Origin of the sequence: Brucella tritici (assembly GCF_902825325.1) — a bacterium.
Classification (GTDB): domain Bacteria; phylum Pseudomonadota; class Alphaproteobacteria; order Rhizobiales; family Rhizobiaceae; genus Brucella.
Window position 1 is genome coordinate 119,524 of record NZ_CADEAR010000005.1, and the last position, 16,465, is coordinate 135,988.

Genomic DNA, 16,465 nt, shown 5'->3' on the forward strand with positions numbered 1-16,465 from the left:
TTCAGAGAAGCGACCGCACGTGATGCGCCAGTTCATCCGCCGCTCGTCGGGCAAGCTTGGGGTGGTTCTGCCAGTCGTCAAAAACTGCACCACGATAGGCCGCCTGCCCAAGCGCAAGGGCAGAGGCGGTTTCGGATGAAACCAGCGACAGGGCCCATGCGGCAGCTGCATCTTTCGGGGTAAAATTTCCAGTTTCGAGCGTGTACCACATGCGCGCAAGCGTCAGCAGCACATTGCGCTCGTCACCCTGAAGATTGCCAAGCAGGCCGGGCAAGGCGTCAGCAATTGCCCGTCGCACATCGTCAAGCGGCACCGGTGGCAGAAGGTGTTCCCGCGCCGGGCCCACGAGGCTTACGGCCTCCTGACCGGCTTGCGCGAGCACCAATGTGTATTCTGGATCAGTGTGCGGTTGCGGCACGGTTCCGGCCTCGAACTCGTCGCGCAACCATTCTCCATAGATGAATGCACAGCGCGCGGGATAGCTGAGTGCGGTGAGATCCTGTCCTAGAAAAATCATCACTTCCAGACATCTGGGCGTGCCGGGTTTGGCCGGATGCCGACCTGATATCTGCATAAGCTTGCCGACGAGACGCGCGCCGGTTTCCAATGTGAGAGGCTGGTTGCTGACCACCAGCAGATCGACGTCGCTATTGGGGCGAAGTCCGCCATTTACGGCAGAGCCGTGCAGATACACGGCCTGCAAAGATTGCCCCAGACTTTCCCGCAAAACGGTCAGAGCCTTTGTCGCTTCGTCAGGTATTGACAGATCGCCGCTCGTCACCATCGATTTATAATATAACTTTCAGATGTGCGCAGCTGGTGATCAACAACGCCGTCCATCGGGAGTGTTTTCCTTTTAGACGTTTCCCTCTTTTTTCAATACTTCTGCCGCATCCCAGGCGCCTCTTGCACCTGCATCGCCTTTTCGAAACATGATTACTGTGACACCGACATTTGCCGTAGGGGCATATACAGGCATTGCTGATCCTGAACTATTATAGCTTCCATATGTGGAACTCCCATATGTGTTTGCGGAAAACGTACCGTTGTTCCAGCTATTAACGCCAACTAACTGTCTGCCTTGCGAGGTGCTGGCCTGCTCAAGGCGGAAATGAGTGTAACCTCTATTCAGCGTTGCTTGAGCTGCACGTTTCATTGTAATGCGCCCCGCTGAGCCAGCAAATAGTGCGCCAGATGCTTGTGTATCCAGGCGCACCACGTTGGGTGCGAGCGGCATTTCATTGGTAGTTGCACATGCGGAAAGCGCTACGGCACACGCGGTTAAAAGAATCAAATTTTTCATACTAAGCCCCCCAAAAAACTAACTACGGAGTAACAGCTGCTTAGCTAGTTTTCAATTCATTTGGGAGGCTGTGATCCCAGCTATTCTCGGAGGTTTCACGAGGGTACCTTTTGCGAAGAACTAGATAGTCTCTTTAACGGTTTTAGATCACGCCGGAGAGACTTCCCGCCGTTCCAGAATGCGGTCGATCAAGCCCCATTCGAGGCCTGCTTCAGCAGTCATGAAATTATCGCGGTCGAGCGCGCGTTCCACCTCTTCATAGGTGCGACCGCAATGTTCGGCATAAAGACGCGTCATCAGCCGCTTGGTTCGTTGCGCTTCCTCTGCATGGATGAAGATGTCCGATGCCTGCCCCTGAAATCCGCCGGAAGGCTGGTGAACAAGCAGGTTTGCGTTGGGAAGGGCAGCGCGATGACCGGGCTCACCGGCCATCAGCAGGAAGGAGCCCATCGAGCGGGCCGTCCCCATGCAAAGCGTGTGCACGGGCGCACGGACATAGCGCATCGTGTCATAGATCGCGAGGCCGCTGGTCACAACGCCGCCCGGCGAATTGATATAGAGATTGATCGGCTGTTTGGAATTTTCCGCTTCCAGAAACAGCAATTGCGCGCAGATAAGTGCGGACACGGTGTCGTTCACTTCGCCATTGAGAAAGATGATCCGTTCGCGCAGCAGGCGTGAATAGATATCGAATGATCTTTCGCCACGGCTCGACTGTTCCACGACCATAGGGACGAGTTGCATCGTTTCGCGCATCGGCGAACTCCTCTCTTCCAGAAATTTGGTGTGTTAGAGCATGTCTCCCGAAAGTCGGAACCGGTTTCGGGATAAAGACATGCGTAAAAACAAATAGATAGAGCGGTTCCAGCGGCCCTGTTTTCTGAAAACGCTTTAGGCGGTCAGGCTGCGCGCATCATCGGCGCCCGGTTGTTGTTGGCGGCAACTGCCGTAGTGCGCTTCAGACGCGTGTCGTTCAGCTCATGGATGACGCGCAGAAAGGTGCCGCCGGAAATGCCCGGTACAATGCGGAACGTGACCATACTTTCCAGAAAGGGCGGTTCGCTTTCCCGCATCCGGTAGCTTATTTCCTCACCGGGCTTGCAGGATGCAGGCTCCGGATCGGCCAAAGCCTCGGATGGAAGCCAGTTTTCGCGAAACTCCGGAATGCTGATTGCGCGCCAAACTTTCTGCGGCGTGGCATCCAGCTCATATTCAAGCTTGATGCCATTTTCGCGTGGTTCTTCCTGCCGGTCGGTCATTGGTCCATATCCTTCAGCAAGGTTTTGAGAGCGTCGATACGTTCCGGCCAGTAGGCGCGATATTTCGCAAGCCAGTTCGCGATGAGCGTCAGTCCGTGCGGGTCGACCTCGTAATTGACGAAGCGTCCCTCACGTTCCTCACGCACCAGTCCTGCACCGCGCAACACCGCCAGATGCTGTGACATGGCAGGCTGGCTGATCTCCATGCCTTCGCGTAGCGCACTGGCATTCATGCTGCCCGATGCCAGCTTCTCGAAAATCATCCGGCGGGTCGGGTCGGCAAGTGCCCTGAATACATCGTTGAATATATCGTTCTCATTCATGTCATCACATAAGCACGCGCTTATGTGATTCGCAAGACCTTATTTGAAGGCCGACGTCTTGTTTAATCAGATGAATGAAACTGCATGGTGAAGACATTCCCGCCGATACCCTGCGCGAGTGAGGGCGCAAGGTTCAGCGGCGTGCATTTTTCGACCGCTTCGATTGCAGCGTTTACGAATGCCTTTTTGGCCTTGTCATCGCCCTGAACGTTGATCGCGCTGGCACGCGGCGGTCCTATCAGGCTTCCGTCTCGCTTGAAGCTGAAACTGAGAGTAACGGCGGAATTTTTACTGCCTGAAGGCGGAGACCAGCAGGCGTTCAGCGCGCTGCCGACATCGTCCATCGTCTTCAGTTCCTGCGCCTGAACTGCCCCTGTGGCGGTGATCGTAACGGCGGTCAACAGACAAACGGATAGTCCTGTTCTATTCATCCTGATCCTCCATCAAGAAAGTGTAGCAAATCTATTGTAGGTCTGCTTTGGCGGAGTTCAAACCCAACTCTGTGGTTAGTGTTAGAGCGCATCCCGAAAAGTGTGAAACGGTTTTCGGATCAGATGCGCGTTAAAACAAACAGTTGAGACGCGCCGATCTGATTCAATCAGATCGAGACGGCTCTAACGTGCTGAGGGACAGTTTCAGCCTCAATCCGTGTGATCGGTCCGATCAGAAAAATTCAATTGTCCCCGGATGATTGAGGTATATTTTCCCGCCAATGACCGAGACCTCCCTGGAAATGACCAAGCCTGTATCTTCACAACACCGCACTGCCGTCCGTTATGCTTTCGGCGGTTTTCTGGCCATGGCTGCTGCCATGGGGATCGGGCGTTTCATCTACACGCCGATCCTGCCGGGAATGATGGCTGATGTCGGCTTCACGGCCGCCGATGCAGGTTTCATCGCATCGGCAAACTATATCGGCTACTTGCTGGGAGCGATTGTTGCCGGTTATGGATGGTCTGCGGGCATCGAACGGGCAAGCGTCATTGTAGGCCTGATCATCAGCGGATTGCTATGCGCTGCCATGGCGCTTTTTGACGGTGTCTGGCTGTTCTCCATCATCCGTTTTGCTGCAGGTTTCATCAGTGCGGTGACGATGATCCTTTGCACGGCAATCGTGCTGAGCCATGTCACGGCGGCGGAAAGAGCCGGGCTTGGAGCCCTGCATTTCGGCGGCGTCGGCAGCGGCATTGCACTTTCTGCCGTTCTGGTGGCGCTGATCCGTTTTGCCGGACTTGACTGGCGGGCCGACTGGATCGGTGCTGCAGTTCTGACCATCGTCATGGTTGTTCTGGTTGCGGCTTTCGTCAGGGAAGGGCCGGTCGGTGGCAACAGCGGCACGCGTGAACCGCCGCTTCCCAAGAGCTTCGCCTTCAACGCGCTGGCGCTGGCCTATGGAATTTTCGGCTTTGGCTATGTGATCACGGCCACCTTCCTCATTGCAATCGTGCGCGCAACCGATGGCGGCCCACTGATGGAAGCGGCCGTGTGGGTGGTGACCGGCCTGACGGCCGCGCCCTCGATCTGGCTGTGGGCACCGGCTGCGAAGAAGTTCGGCCTCTTCAACGCATTTGCCCTGACGGCCATTCTGGAGGCCGTCGGCGTTGCCGCGAGCGTGGTTCTGGCGCCGCCGCTGGGGCCCTTGGTGGGGGGTGCGCTTCTGGGCATCACTTTCATGGCGTTGACGGCGTTCGGATTGCAGATCGCCCGCACGCTTGCACCGGCTTCGCCAAAACGCGCTTTGGCGCGGATGACGGTCTGTTTCAGCATCGGCCAGATTGTCGGCCCGCTGGTTGCGGGCTTCATGGCGCAGCGCTCCGGTTCGTTCACTTCGGCAAGTCTGGCCGCAGCGCTTTCGCTGGTGGTCGTCGCAGTGCTTGGCATCATGGCAGGGCGTGCGACAAGATCGCAAGGTTGAAACCTTACAGGAATTTAACTGGTAAAGGCACGAAGACAGGCTTCTTATGAGGAAAATCCTCACGAAGTTGGACTGAAATTCCGTGTTTGTGTCATTCTTCCCTCGCCCGAAAATCTTCTTCTGGTCCGCACTCATCTGGAGCCTGCTGGCAATCGCTGGCTGGTATAACGGTGGCGAAGGGCTGGGCGCCATATTCGGTCTGCCACCTTTAGCACATGATGCCGCGCCGATTATTGGTGCGAGCCTTTTCTGGTCGGCGCCGTTTCTCTGGTTCTATGTCTATTTCGCGGTGGTGACGTTCGCCTTCTACCTGTTCTGGGCGTGGTTTTCATCGCACCCATGGCAGCGCTGGTCGATACTTGGATCAGCCCTGATCCTGTTCACCACCTATTTCGGCGTGCAGGTCAGCGTGGCGGTCAACGCCTGGTACGGACCGTTCTACGATCTGGTCCAAAAGGCACTGACATCGCCCGGAGCCGTCAGCGCCTCCGATTTCTACTGGGGCATGGTCACCTTCGCCGAGATTGCCTTTATCGGCGTGACGGTCGGCGTTCTGAGCCTGTTCTTCGTCAGCCACTATATCTTCCGCTGGCGTTCGGCGATGAACGAATACTATGTCAGCCACTGGCCGAAACTGCGTTCCATCGAAGGTGCAGCCCAGCGCGTGCAGGAAGACACGATGCGCTTTTCCACGACGCTGGAACAGCTTGGTGTCAGCCTCGTCAAATCGGTGATGACGCTGATCGCCTTTCTGCCGGTCCTGTTCAGCTTCTCGGAGAAGGTCAGCGAGCTGCCGGTGGTTGGCATGGTGCCGCACGCGCTGGTCGTGGCGGCGATTTTCTGGGCAGCTTTCGGCACCGGATTTCTGGCGCTGGTCGGTATCAAACTGCCGGGATTGGAATTCAACAATCAGCGTGTCGAGGCGGCCTACCGCAAGGAGCTGGTCTATGGTGAGGATCATGCGGATCGCGCGGAGCCGATCACGCTCGGCGAACTGTTCCGCAATGTCCGGCACAATTATTTCCGGCTCTATTTCCACTATGTCTATTTCAACGTGGCCCGCATTTTCTACATTCAGGCCGACAATATTTTCCCGACCCTGATCCTGGTCCCGTCGATCGTGGCGGGCAAGCTGACGCTCGGTCTGATGAACCAGATCAGCAATGTCTTCTCGCAGGTGCAGGGATCGTTCCAGTATCTCGTCAATTCATGGACCACGATCATTGAGTTGCTGTCGATCTACAAGCGTCTGAGGGCCTTTGAGGCGGTTATCCGCGACGAGCCGCTGCCGTCGCTCGATCAGGCAAATCTGGAATCAACCCCTTCGACATAAGGTCAGGATCTGCTCTGGTCCTTATGGACAGTGTCCCTGTCGAGACTGTCCAGATAATCGCTGTAGGTGGTGCATTTGACGTCGGGCTTGGTGCAAACTTCCGTTACGAGCCGTTCCATGGCGCGCCAATAGGCGCCGTCATTCATCAGCACGAAATGGAAGCCGAGTTGAAGCGGGTTACGTTCGCCCGCATATTGCTTGTCGAATGCCGTCCGGAAAGCCTTATAGGCCCGTTCCTCGAAAGCGGCGGATTGCTGTGGCGCTTCCTTGCCCTTCGAGTGGCGGACATAGAGATTATAGTCCATCGCCACGATAGGACGCTGTGACGGGCCTTCCGGAACAAGAGGCAATCCGAAAGAAGCAAACTGACCGGCAAGGGTCGGCTCTTCGGGGCCGCGCGTGATGGAGGACGCCTGATAGCGGAACCCGTTTGCCTTGAGCGCATCCTGCACCGGCTTCGATGCGGCAAGATAGGGCGCGCGGAAACCGTCGATGCCCTTCAGCGCCATATCGCGCCAGCCTTCAGGCTCACCGTCGATGCCGTTATTCTTGTAGGCGTCTGCGGTAATGCGGCGGAACTCCTTGATTTCCTTATCCCAGTCGGCGGTAGACCAGTCGGTGCCGTCAAAATGGCCGCAGCCATGGCTTGCGATCTCGTTTCCTTCCAGATGCGCCTGCCAGATATTGCCAAGGCGGGCGACGACTTCGTTGCGGCTCAGCGCAAAGCCAACATTGGACGAACCCGCCCGCTTGTGAGGCGGCTTGTAATCGCGCCGGTCCTGCTTGGTCATCAGGAAGACGCAGGAGAGGAAATAGGTGAAATGGGCGTTGTTCTTCTTCGCCAGCTCGCGCGAGCGGGTCCAGAGCGCATTGTCATGTGCACCATCGAAGGAAATCAGCACATATTGCGGCTTTGCGGACATTGGTTCTGCCTGTGCAGTGCAGGTGGCCAGAACCAAGGCGGAGAGAAGAAGGGGGCGGGGGGACAGAAAGCGCATGAATCACGAAACGAAGCGGGGGAGGAACAGTTCCACTAGTTCTTGAATAAGGCTATTGTCGGACCGAAATGCACTTTGTGACACGTGTTTCGGCTTATTTCGCAGACGGGTCTTACATATGGCGCGAAATGCGACTAAAAGCGCCAGAACGAACAAATACGAACATCAATTTGGCTTTAGTGGCAGGTCCATGGCAGACGACAGTTTCATTCGCGAGGTAAACGAGGAAATCCGTTCGGAACGGGCAAAGCAGATCTGGCGGAATTTCGGTCCGGCATTGATCGGCGCTGCTGTGGCCGTTGTTCTGGGAACGGCTGGCTGGGTCGGCTATCAGCACTGGGTCGACAGCAAGGCTTCCGCTTCCGGTGACAAGTTCCTTGCCGCACTGGACCTCGCCTCGGAAGGCAAGAACGACGAAGCGCTGACCGCGCTCGACGATTTGGAGAAGACCGGCTACGGCTCCTATCCGGTTCTGGCACGTCTTCGCGCCGCATCGGTTCTCGCGGACAAGGGCGATGCCGCCGGTGCCGTGAAGGCTTTCGATGACGTCGCCGCCGACAACGCCGTGCCTGCACCGCTTCGCGACGTGGCTCGCCTGCGTGCCGGCTATCTGCTGGTCGACAGCGGTTCCTATGACGATGTCGCCAAGCGCGTCGAAACGCTTTCCGCAGACGGCAATCCGATGCGTTCAAGTGCGCGTGAAGCGTTGGGACTTGCTGCTTGGAAGGCTGAGCGGTTCGATGATGCGGTCAAGCTGTTCCAGCAGATCGCCAATGACAATCTTGCTCCGGCCAACATTCGCCAGCGTTCCAATACGATGCTCGATCTGATGCGCAGCGCAGGCGTCAAGGTGCCTGACGCGCAAAGCACATAATAAAACAAGCGCATCCCGAAAAGTGCGAAGCGGTTTTCGGATAAGATGCGCGGGAAAATCAAAGCGCATCCCGAAAAGTGCGAAGCGGTTTTCGGGCAAGATGCGCGTCAAGATAAATAAATAGAGCGGTTCCACGTTTCGGTTGAAAGCGGAACCGCTCTGGTTTCTGGAGTTATCTTCTCCCATGGGTTTCACAGTCGCCATCGTCGGGCGTCCCAATGTCGGCAAGTCCACGCTGTTCAATCGCCTTGTCGGCCGCAAGCTGGCGCTGGTCGATGACCTGCCGGGCGTCACGCGTGACCGGCGCATCCACGATGCCAAGCTCTACGATTTGAAGTTTCAGGTCATCGACACGGCAGGTCTTGAAGAAGCTGCCAATGACAGCCTGGAAGCGCGCATGCGCGCGCAAACCGAGGCTGCCATTCAGGAAGCCGACGTGATCCTTTTCGTGGTCGATGCCAAGAATGGCCTGACGCCGACTGACAGCACCTTTGCGGAAGTGGTGCGCCGTTCCGGCAAGCCGGTTGTGCTGGTCGCCAACAAGGCGGAAGCGCGCGGCGCACAGTCCGGCATGTATGACGCTTTCCAGCTTGGCCTTGGCGAACCGTGCCCGATCTCTGCCGAACACGGTCAGGGCATGCCCGATTTGCGCGACGCCATTGTCGAACTCCTGGGCGAAGAGCGCGTCTTTGCCGATGAGAAGGAAGAGGAAGCCGCAGACGAGGTTTTCACGCCGAAGGCTGTCGGTGAACTGATCGGCGACGACGTCGAAGACCCGGACGAAGAAGAAATCCCGGCCTATGATGCGACCAAGCCGCTACGGATCGCCATTGTTGGCCGACCCAATGCTGGCAAGTCGACGCTCATCAATACGATGCTCGGTGAAGACCGCCTGCTGACGGGACCGGAAGCAGGCATTACCCGTGACTCGATCTCGGTGGATTGGGAATGGCGTGGCCGCAAGATCAAGCTGTTCGATACCGCTGGTCTGCGCCGCAAGTCGCGCGTGCAGGAAAAGCTCGAAAAGCTCTCGGTTGCTGACGGCCTGCGTGCGATCCGTTTTGCGGAAGTCGTCATCATCGTGCTCGATGCGACGATCCCGTTTGAAAAACAGGATCTGCAGATTGCCGATCTCATCATCCGTGAAGGCCGTGCGCCGATCATCGCGTTCAACAAATGGGATCTGATCGAGGACCGCCAGATGGTTCTTGCCGATCTTTACGAAAAGACGGCCCGCCTGCTGCCACAGGTGCGCGGGCTTCGCGCCGTGCCGATTTCCGGTGAGCGTGGTCAGGGTATCGACAAGCTCATGGAGAATGTCGTCAAGACCCACGAAATCTGGAACCGCCGCGTTTCGACCGGGCGTCTCAACCGCTGGCTGGCAGGCGTCATCGCGCACCAGCCGCCACCGGCAGTTTCTGGGCGCCGCCTCAAGGTCAAGTATATGACGCAGGTGAAGACCCGTCCGCCGGGCTTTGTCGTGTCCTGCTCGCGCCCCGATGCGATGCCGCAATCCTATGTGCGCTATCTCATCAACGGTCTGCGTGAAACCTTCGACATGCCGGGCGTGCCGATAAGGCTTTCTTTGCGCACCTCGGACAATCCGTTCGCAGGCCGAGCGAAGAAAAAGAAATAAGCTGACACAGAGAAAGCCCGGATTGCTCCGGGCTTTCTCTTTTCGGTGATCACGAGACGCTGTTTGCGGCCTCGACGATCAATCCCGCGACCTCGTCGGGTCTTGATGCAAGCGAGGCATGACTTGCATCCAGTGTGATGGTCTTGCGCGGGTTCATGCGCTCAGCCATCCGCTTCTGGTTCTCCGGCGCGATCATATGGTCCTGAGTTGATATCTGATACCAGGTTGGCTTCTTCTTCCAGGCTGGTGCTGTGATCGCGTCACCGAATGTATTGGCGATGGGAGCTTTCTGCGTGGTTGCCATGACCAGAGCTTCGTCGGCGCTCAGATCCTGGCAGAAACTCTCGCGAAACTTATCGTATTTGATCCAGAGATAGCCGTCGCTGTCGGGCGCGAGGTTGGCGATTGCCGCAGGCGGATGTTCTTGGCTGATGCCGCCGGGGCTTTCGCCCGCATCAGGTGCAAAGGCTGCGATGTAAACCAGACCCACCACATTGGGCAGATCGCCTGCCTGTGTAATGACCGCACCGCCATAGGAATGGCCAACCAGAATGACAGGGCCGTCCTGTTGTGCTGTCATCTTGCGCAAACGTTCAGCATCGTCGGCAAGCGACGTCAGGGGCATCTCCACGGCTCTTATCTTGTCATGTCCCATTCGGGAAAGTGCGAGGATGGTCTTGCTCCAATGGGCAGCTCCTCCCCAAAAACCATGCGCGAGGACGATCGTTGGTTTTGTGCTCATGAGACGGTTTCCTAATTGTGGTTGATGCCGGGGCCGGCAATCGTGAACTAGGGCGTCAACGCCTCATGAAAATAAGATATTACTAATATATCTGGGGCAGAAATTGCAGACTTCCGGCGTGATGCCGGAAGTTGCGTTCGGTATGGGGCCAGCCCCCTAGGCTTTCGGCATTACAAATTCGACACGCCGGTTCTGCGCCCGCCCGTCGGGATTGTCCTTGCCCTTGATTTCGTTGGGCGCGACAGGTTCGCTTTCGCCGTGCCCTTCCGGTTTCAGCCGTGCCGATTGAACACCATTGTTCATGAGAAACTTCGCGACCGCATTGGCACGGTTTTTCGACAGTTTGTCGTTGTAGTTGTCGGACCCCTTGGAATCCGTATGGCCCACCACGCGGACGGCGGAATCCGGCATGCTTTCCAGTATTCTGGCAATATCGGTCAGCGTTGCCTTGGCCTTGCCAGTCAGTTTGGCGCTGTCGAAATCGAACAGAATATCGCTCGTCACGGAAAGGACGATGCTGTCATCGGTTTCGCGCATGGTGATATTGCCACTCTTCTCGACAATCTCCTGTGCCGCACCGGACAGGCCACGCGCCTTGCCATCAGTGCTGCCCGATGCCGAAACCAGATCACGGATTTCGGGCACGAGGTCGCGAATATAAGCGCTGTTGTCGGTGCTTGTATTCTGCGCTGCCGCAATGGACGGCAGGCAGAGCACGGCAAGCCCTAAAGCGATGCTGCCTATGATCTTACTGGTCATGGCCAGCCCCTATTCGGCGGGAACGGCGAACGGTCCAAGCGGCTCGACGCCCTTGATATAGAGCGTCACCTTCTGGCCCTTCGGTGGAGCAGGGAAGACGCCGTGCCATACACCGACGACATGGCCCGTACCGAACAGGGAAACCGACGCTGGAGCGAGCGGCTTGCCTTCGGAATCTTTCAGCAGAAGGTATTTCTTGTCGCCCGCGAGGAGATAGTAGTCATTCTCGTAGTCCTCGTCCGACAGCGCGGTGTAAAGCGTCGTGGAAACACTTCCGCCTTCCCTGGCGTTGATGAAGCGAACCTTGACCGTCAGCTTGTCGCCGTCGGCCACGACACCGCTCACTTCTGCGGTGGCCTGGCCGCTGCTGTGATAGCCGCTGGCTATCGGCTGGCTGGCCGTCTCCTGAGCATTTGCAGCGTGGGGAAGCGCACCGGCCGAAAGGAGGAGCGTGGCAAGAACCGTACGTGAGAGAAACGCCATGAGTATCGCTTTCATCTGTTGGGTGAACTTGAACATAGCGAAACCGAATGCAAAACATCCGGCATTGCGAAGACGGTGAAAACAAATAAGCGGAGCAGTTCAGGGGATGTGAGTGAAAGACGAACCACTCCAGATGCGGCGCAGAAACCTAACAGGCCGAAAACAAAATTCATGTAAACTTTAAAGACCTTCATTAACATTTGCGCGACCCAAAATTTTTCTCATCTGGGCGCCGATGATCGCGATCGTGATCACAACCAGCACTTAATTTGGTACTTTCGGGTTGAGCTTGCCTTCGGCGACTGCTAATTCGCCCGCTCTCCGGTTTTCTCCAAAAAGGTGCAGTGATGACGAAGGCTGTTCAGAGCCGTTTTGACGGCGTGACATTGGGCATCGATTTTGGCACGACCAATACGGTTATTTCTGTTGCAGCGCCTGACGGCACGACAGCGGTTTTGAGTGTGCCGAAGGATGGGATCGACATTACCGGTTATCGCTCGATCCTTTGCTTCTGGCAGGATCGCGAAACCGGGGAGCGCACCGTTGAAAGCGGGCCTTGGGCGATGGACGCATTCGTCAACGCGCCGCATTCCACGCGCATGTTGCAATCGTTCAAGACGTTCGCGGCATCGAAATCCTTCACCGATACGCCGGTTTTCGGCAAGCGGTTCAAATTCGAGGATATTCTGACGACTTTCCTCGAAACGGTTGCCGCGCGGCTGGGCGACCGTCTGCCGCCAAAGGGCAATCGCGTGGTCATCGGCAGGCCGGTGATCTTTGCAGGCGCTTCACCGGATGAAGCACTGGCCATGCAGCGCTATGAAAAGGCATTCCGGGCGTTCGGCTTCACCGATATTCACTACGTCTATGAGCCGGTTGCTGCCGCTTATTTCTATGCACAGGAACTGAAAGCTGCATCCACCGTTCTGGTGGCCGACTTCGGCGGCGGTACGAGCGACTTTTCCATCGTGCGCTTCGAAGTGGGCAAGCATGGCCTCAGCTTCACACCGCTCAGCCAGACGGGTCTTGGCATTGCGGGCGATACGTTCGACTATCGCATCATCGACAATGCCGTTTCGCCGCTTCTCGGAAAGGGTACCGAATACCAGTCTTTCGGCAAAAGGCTGACCATACCGAACCATTATTATGCAAATTTTGCGCGCTGGAACACGCTGTTCCTGATGAACTCTCCGGCGACCATTCGCGATCTGGACGAACTGGCCCGGCAAGCGGTCGATCCGAAGCCGCTCGAACATTTCATCAACTTGATCGAGAACGATTACGGCTATGAAATCTACCGCGCCGTTTCGGACCTCAAGGTGCGTCTCTCCTCACAGCGCATGTCGGAACTGCACTTCAAGGCCGACGACTTCGAAATCCGTTCCGACATCACACGCAATGATTTCGAAAACTGGATCGCGGACGATGTGCACCAGATCGAGCAGTCGGTGCAGCAGGCGGTGGATAAAGCGGAGCTGGAAACGTCGTCTATCGACCGTGTTTTCCTCACCGGCGGCACATCTTTCGTGCCGGTTATCCGCACCGTGTTTGAAAACCGCTTCCCCGATGCCGTCGTAACAAGCTCGAACCAGTTCGATTCCATCGCCAACGGTCTCGCATTGATCGGACAGAGCGCTGATATCGACCGCTGGTCTGTGAAGCAGGATTAAGTGTGGTTGGAGAATGGTTCACTCCAAGCCTGGAAAACCTTCCAATCGCCACTGCCGGTCCGGCTTGCGGACTGACGCAGACACCATACGAATCTTGCCCTTGATCCGGTCTTTCGATACGAGGCCGACATACTTTCCTCGGCTATCGTTCGCATTATCGCGATTGTCTCCCATGATATAATATTGGTCGCGAGCAAGTGCCTTCTCCTCGACGTTGTCAATAACGCCATGATCGACGGTATCCAGAAGAACATAGCTCTTGCCTTCCGGTGTCGTCTCGCGCACGAAACGGCACTTATAATAAGAACTCGACACGGTTTCTTCCGGGCAACCATCATCAATTGTTGATGTGATCTCCGTTGTTTCGAGCGCTTTTCCGTTGATGAGCGGTATTCCGTTCTCGATTTTGACCGTTTCACCGGGCAGTCCGATCACTCGCCCGAGGAATTCAGCTTTGACCGGTACATCGCCGAACAATTCCTTCGAAAGGTAGTCAACAGTATAGACGACGAGATCGCCGCGCTCGATCTTTTCCTGTGGTCTATAGCTGGTTGCCGCGACGACATCGCCTGGCCCAAAGACGGGCATCATGGATGTGCTACTCACGCGCAGGTTCATGAGTTCTGCTGTGGCGGTATTGCATGCAAGGAGGCCGCTGATGGCGCCTGCAAGGCCAACTATAAATGCCTTGGTAAACTGCATTATAATTATACCTTGGATTCAAAAATTGCGTGATGAGTCGGTGGCAAATGTGCGTTGCTCCGTCAATCATCTTACGGACACTGGCGTCAATTAAGTCAGTGAAAGTCGAGTGTAGGTTTCTCGAACTTAAGAAGCGGTTGCCGTATCGGCAAAACAGGCGGCAATTTGCTTGTTGGCGCCGAGCTTTTCCGCCCATTTGACCAGATCGGGTATCTCGCTTCTTTCAGCCATCCCGCCCCAGACGTCCTTCAGTTTGGGTGATTTGCCGGAAAGGTCGAAAAAGAAATAGCCGGGATCGGCCACCGGGACATCCGCATAGACGACGGACCAGTTGCCATATTGCATGAAGCTCTCAATGTTGACGGAAGCCGGTTTGACTTTCTTGCCGAGGCTTTGCGCGATGAGAGACCTGTAGTCGGATTTCTGTTGCTTGGTCAGTGTCGTCGTCACGCCGTCACAGGCAGGTTTGGCAAAGGCGCTCCCTGCAGGAAGAGCCATCGCAACAGAAAGCAGCAGAGCGGCGCGGGCTGGCGAAAAGTGTGTGTTCATCGTTCCCCTCAGAAAAATGTCACCTCATTTCAGCAGCATAACCAATCTGCCGCCGATGCATAAGGGGATTTTGACATGCGCATTGCCGATGCTGGATAGCCCCGATAAGGTCCGGCCGTGAAAATAGCAAGGAGTCGGTCTTTCCATGCCAAGTGATGCCAAAGCCGGACGTTTTACTGATAATCTTCGTCAGAGCGCCGAACCATTCTGGTCGCAAGCCGTCGGCCATCGCCTTGTCAGTGAAATCCATGCGGGTACGGTCGCGCCCGATGTCATGACGCGCTATCTGGTGCAGGATCATCGCTTTATCGACTGCTTTCTGTCACTGCTGGGCGGAACGCTCGTCAATTGCGACCGGATGGAAGCCAAGCTGACATTGGGCCGTTTCATAGGCATGATCAGCAGCGACGAGAATTCCTATTTCGAACGGGCTTTTGCAAAACTCGCAGTTTCCGACGCCGAGCGTTTCGATACGCCCGATGCAGCGCCAACCGCCGCATTCAAGGAGCTGATGTTGGAGGCTGCGCGATCCGGCTCCTATGCGGCCTGCCTGTCGGTGCTGACGGTTGCCGAATGGCTTTATCTTGACTGGGCTGAAAAAGCGCCAAAGCCTCTGCCCGACGATTTCATTTTCGCGGAATGGATCGTGCTGCACGACAATCCATATTTTGTGGAGTTCGTTGGTTTCCTGCGCTCGGAACTCGACAGGGTCGGCCCGGCAACGACGGAACAATGCCAGCAGTTCTTCCGGCGAGCGGTCGAACTGGAGAAGGCATTCTTCGATGCCGCCTATGAGAGCCGAGCCTGATAATTATAGAGCAGGTCTAGTTACTCGCAGCAGGGAAGGGGCAGTTGCTGTCCCCTTCGTCGCATTTGAGATAACCCTTGAGATCATTGATGCGCTGTGTTGTTAGGCCGGACAGGCAGATAGGATAGGATGTGCCCACTATACTGCCGCCGCCGAAAGTCTGCATGTCGCATTCGGCATCGCGGAAGGCGATCCACGCCCGTTGCGACTGCACCAGCTTTTTCTTCAGGTCGGCATCGTCGGCGCGGCGCTGCAAGGTCTTGAAGAGCTTGTTCAACTCGGCATCAGATTTCTTGTAGGCATTGCCAAAACATTCATTGAGTGCGGCCTGCGAACTGGCGTTCTGGCAGTCATCGGCCTGCGCCGTGGCAATAGCCGCAAAAGAACTGAAAACCACTCCGATAATCCCGAGCTTCAATCCCCGCATAAGTTCCCTCCCAGAAGCTTTGAAGACCAATATCATTATCGCAAATAGAACGGCTGTCACGAAAGAAAAGGCGCTCTAATCCTTTGTTTTGAACCGCGCATCTTTTCCGAAAACCGTTTCACCCTTTTCGGGATGCGCTCTAATCCTCAAAACGGTTCGACCCATCGCGGTCACGCCCGTAGCCTTTCATGCCGGGGAAGGGCGGCAACCAGGATTCGCGACGGATCATCCAGAGTTCATATGTCGGTTTGAACTGATCCGGCGTATCGAGCGAGCCGAGATTGACCTCGATTTCATCCGCGCTGCGTCCGAAAACAGGAGAGCCACAACGAGGACAAAAATGACGTCCCGCATAGTCGCGGGTTTCCCCCTCAACCGTAACCGCAGTTTCAGGGAATATCGCCGAAGCGTGAAACAGGGCTCCATGATGCTTGCGACAATCGAGGCAATGGCAGATGCCGACCCGATATGGCCGCCCCGACGCTTCAAAGCGGACACTGCCGCACAGGCATCCACCTGTGACCTTATCCATGACGCAACTCCCTCTCCATAGCTATCCGGCATTCGTGAAGCCGAATGAGCTTAAACCCTGCATTAACCATATTCGTTCATGGTTAACGCGCTGCTGATAATGACTGTATTAGCCAGAGCTGCAAGCGCGTCCTCCACCCGATGGACAAGGTT

Annotated in this window: 20 protein-coding genes; 6 read left to right on the forward strand and 14 right to left on the reverse strand. The window is 56.2% G+C overall.

Annotated elements, in window-relative coordinates; translation table 11 throughout:
• Window position 1: 1 nt before the first annotated feature.
• From ant(9)-Ic to HWX93_RS08915, 6 genes are all read right to left on the reverse strand, one after another.
• Complete coding sequence (gene ant(9)-Ic / locus HWX93_RS08890; protein WP_176037156.1) at window positions 2–784, reverse strand: aminoglycoside nucleotidyltransferase ANT(9)-Ic; 783 nt, start codon at window positions 782–784, stop codon at window positions 2–4.
• Between the two features lie 72 nt (window positions 785–856).
• On the reverse strand, window positions 857–1,303 hold the full coding sequence (locus tag HWX93_RS08895; protein ID WP_109986100.1) for a hypothetical protein: 447 nt from the start codon (window positions 1,301–1,303) through the stop codon (window positions 857–859).
• Window positions 1,304–1,450: 147 nt separating this feature from the next.
• The gene (locus HWX93_RS08900) at window positions 1,451–2,059 is read right to left on the reverse strand and encodes an ATP-dependent Clp protease proteolytic subunit (protein ID WP_109986101.1); all 609 of its coding nucleotides are present in this window, start codon (window positions 2,057–2,059) and stop codon (window positions 1,451–1,453) included.
• 143 nt (window positions 2,060–2,202) lie between these two features.
• Window positions 2,203–2,562 carry an SRPBCC family protein gene (locus tag HWX93_RS08905; protein WP_109986102.1) on the reverse strand — a complete coding sequence of 120 codons (360 nt, stop codon included), beginning with the start codon at window positions 2,560–2,562 and terminating at the stop codon, window positions 2,203–2,205.
• A complete protein-coding gene (locus HWX93_RS08910; RefSeq protein WP_176037157.1) occupies window positions 2,559–2,885 on the reverse strand; it encodes an ArsR/SmtB family transcription factor in 327 nt (108 codons plus the stop codon). The genes HWX93_RS08905 and HWX93_RS08910 overlap by 4 nt, the downstream gene beginning before the upstream one ends.
• Window positions 2,886–2,947: 62 nt before the next feature.
• Complete coding sequence (locus tag HWX93_RS08915) at window positions 2,948–3,316, reverse strand: hypothetical protein (RefSeq protein WP_109986104.1); 369 nt, start codon at window positions 3,314–3,316, stop codon at window positions 2,948–2,950.
• Between the two features lie 302 nt (window positions 3,317–3,618).
• Here HWX93_RS08915 and HWX93_RS08920 point away from each other — a divergent pair, with 302 nt between their 5' ends.
• The gene (locus HWX93_RS08920; protein ID WP_109986270.1) at window positions 3,619–4,800 is read left to right on the forward strand and encodes a YbfB/YjiJ family MFS transporter; all 1,182 of its coding nucleotides are present in this window, start codon (window positions 3,619–3,621) and stop codon (window positions 4,798–4,800) included.
• Window positions 4,801–4,882: 82 nt separating this feature from the next.
• Window positions 4,883–6,133, forward strand: coding sequence for a peptide antibiotic transporter SbmA (gene sbmA, locus HWX93_RS08925; RefSeq protein ID WP_176037158.1), 1,251 nt, complete (start codon window positions 4,883–4,885; stop codon window positions 6,131–6,133).
• Window positions 6,134–6,135: 2 nt separating this feature from the next.
• Here sbmA and HWX93_RS08930 read toward each other — a convergent pair whose 3' ends face one another.
• Window positions 6,136–7,131, reverse strand: coding sequence for a polysaccharide deacetylase family protein (locus HWX93_RS08930; protein ID WP_176037159.1), 996 nt, complete (start codon window positions 7,129–7,131; stop codon window positions 6,136–6,138).
• A 190-nt stretch (window positions 7,132–7,321) separates the two neighbouring features.
• Between HWX93_RS08930 and HWX93_RS08935 the strand changes: the two genes are divergently transcribed.
• Window positions 7,322–8,005: a tetratricopeptide repeat protein gene (locus tag HWX93_RS08935; protein ID WP_109986107.1), complete on the forward strand. Its 684-nt coding sequence runs from the start codon at window positions 7,322–7,324 to the stop codon at window positions 8,003–8,005.
• Between the two features lie 184 nt (window positions 8,006–8,189).
• Complete coding sequence (der, locus tag HWX93_RS08940; protein ID WP_109986108.1) at window positions 8,190–9,641, forward strand: ribosome biogenesis GTPase Der; 1,452 nt, start codon at window positions 8,190–8,192, stop codon at window positions 9,639–9,641.
• Window positions 9,642–9,690: 49 nt separating this feature from the next.
• On the opposite strand, the gene HWX93_RS08945 is transcribed toward der, so the two are convergent.
• The 3 genes from HWX93_RS08945 to HWX93_RS08955 form a co-directional block, all read right to left on the reverse strand.
• Window positions 9,691–10,383, reverse strand: a complete 693-nt coding sequence (locus HWX93_RS08945) for an alpha/beta hydrolase (protein WP_176037160.1) — start codon at window positions 10,381–10,383, stop codon at window positions 9,691–9,693.
• Window positions 10,384–10,539: 156 nt separating this feature from the next.
• On the reverse strand, window positions 10,540–11,142 hold the full coding sequence (locus HWX93_RS08950; RefSeq protein WP_176037161.1) for an OmpA family protein: 603 nt from the start codon (window positions 11,140–11,142) through the stop codon (window positions 10,540–10,542).
• Window positions 11,143–11,151: 9 nt separating this feature from the next.
• Window positions 11,152–11,625, reverse strand: a complete 474-nt coding sequence (locus HWX93_RS08955) for a hypothetical protein (RefSeq protein ID WP_235969088.1) — start codon at window positions 11,623–11,625, stop codon at window positions 11,152–11,154.
• Between the two features lie 347 nt (window positions 11,626–11,972).
• Here HWX93_RS08955 and HWX93_RS08960 point away from each other — a divergent pair, with 347 nt between their 5' ends.
• Window positions 11,973–13,295, forward strand: coding sequence for an Hsp70 family protein (locus tag HWX93_RS08960; protein WP_176037162.1), 1,323 nt, complete (start codon window positions 11,973–11,975; stop codon window positions 13,293–13,295).
• Between the two features lie 18 nt (window positions 13,296–13,313).
• On the opposite strand, the gene lepB is transcribed toward HWX93_RS08960, so the two are convergent.
• Together lepB and HWX93_RS08970 are read right to left on the reverse strand one after the other, a co-directional pair.
• Window positions 13,314–13,997 (reverse strand): signal peptidase I, encoded by a 684-nt coding sequence (gene lepB, locus HWX93_RS08965; protein WP_176037163.1) that lies wholly within the window; start codon window positions 13,995–13,997, stop codon window positions 13,314–13,316.
• A gap of 126 nt (window positions 13,998–14,123) precedes the next feature.
• Entirely contained in the window at window positions 14,124–14,546 is a 423-nt protein-coding gene (locus HWX93_RS08970) for a hypothetical protein (RefSeq protein WP_176037164.1), read from the reverse strand.
• A 145-nt stretch (window positions 14,547–14,691) separates the two neighbouring features.
• On the opposite strand from HWX93_RS08970, the gene HWX93_RS08975 reads away from it, so the two are divergent.
• Complete coding sequence (locus HWX93_RS08975; protein WP_176037165.1) at window positions 14,692–15,354, forward strand: TenA family protein; 663 nt, start codon at window positions 14,692–14,694, stop codon at window positions 15,352–15,354.
• A gap of 16 nt (window positions 15,355–15,370) precedes the next feature.
• On the opposite strand, the gene HWX93_RS08980 is transcribed toward HWX93_RS08975, so the two are convergent.
• A complete protein-coding gene (locus HWX93_RS08980; protein ID WP_176037166.1) occupies window positions 15,371–15,781 on the reverse strand; it encodes a lysozyme inhibitor LprI family protein in 411 nt (136 codons plus the stop codon).
• Window positions 15,782–15,920: 139 nt separating this feature from the next.
• Entirely contained in the window at window positions 15,921–16,313 is a 393-nt protein-coding gene (locus tag HWX93_RS08985) for a GFA family protein (RefSeq protein WP_176037167.1), read from the reverse strand.
• Window positions 16,314–16,465 lie beyond the last annotated feature (152 nt).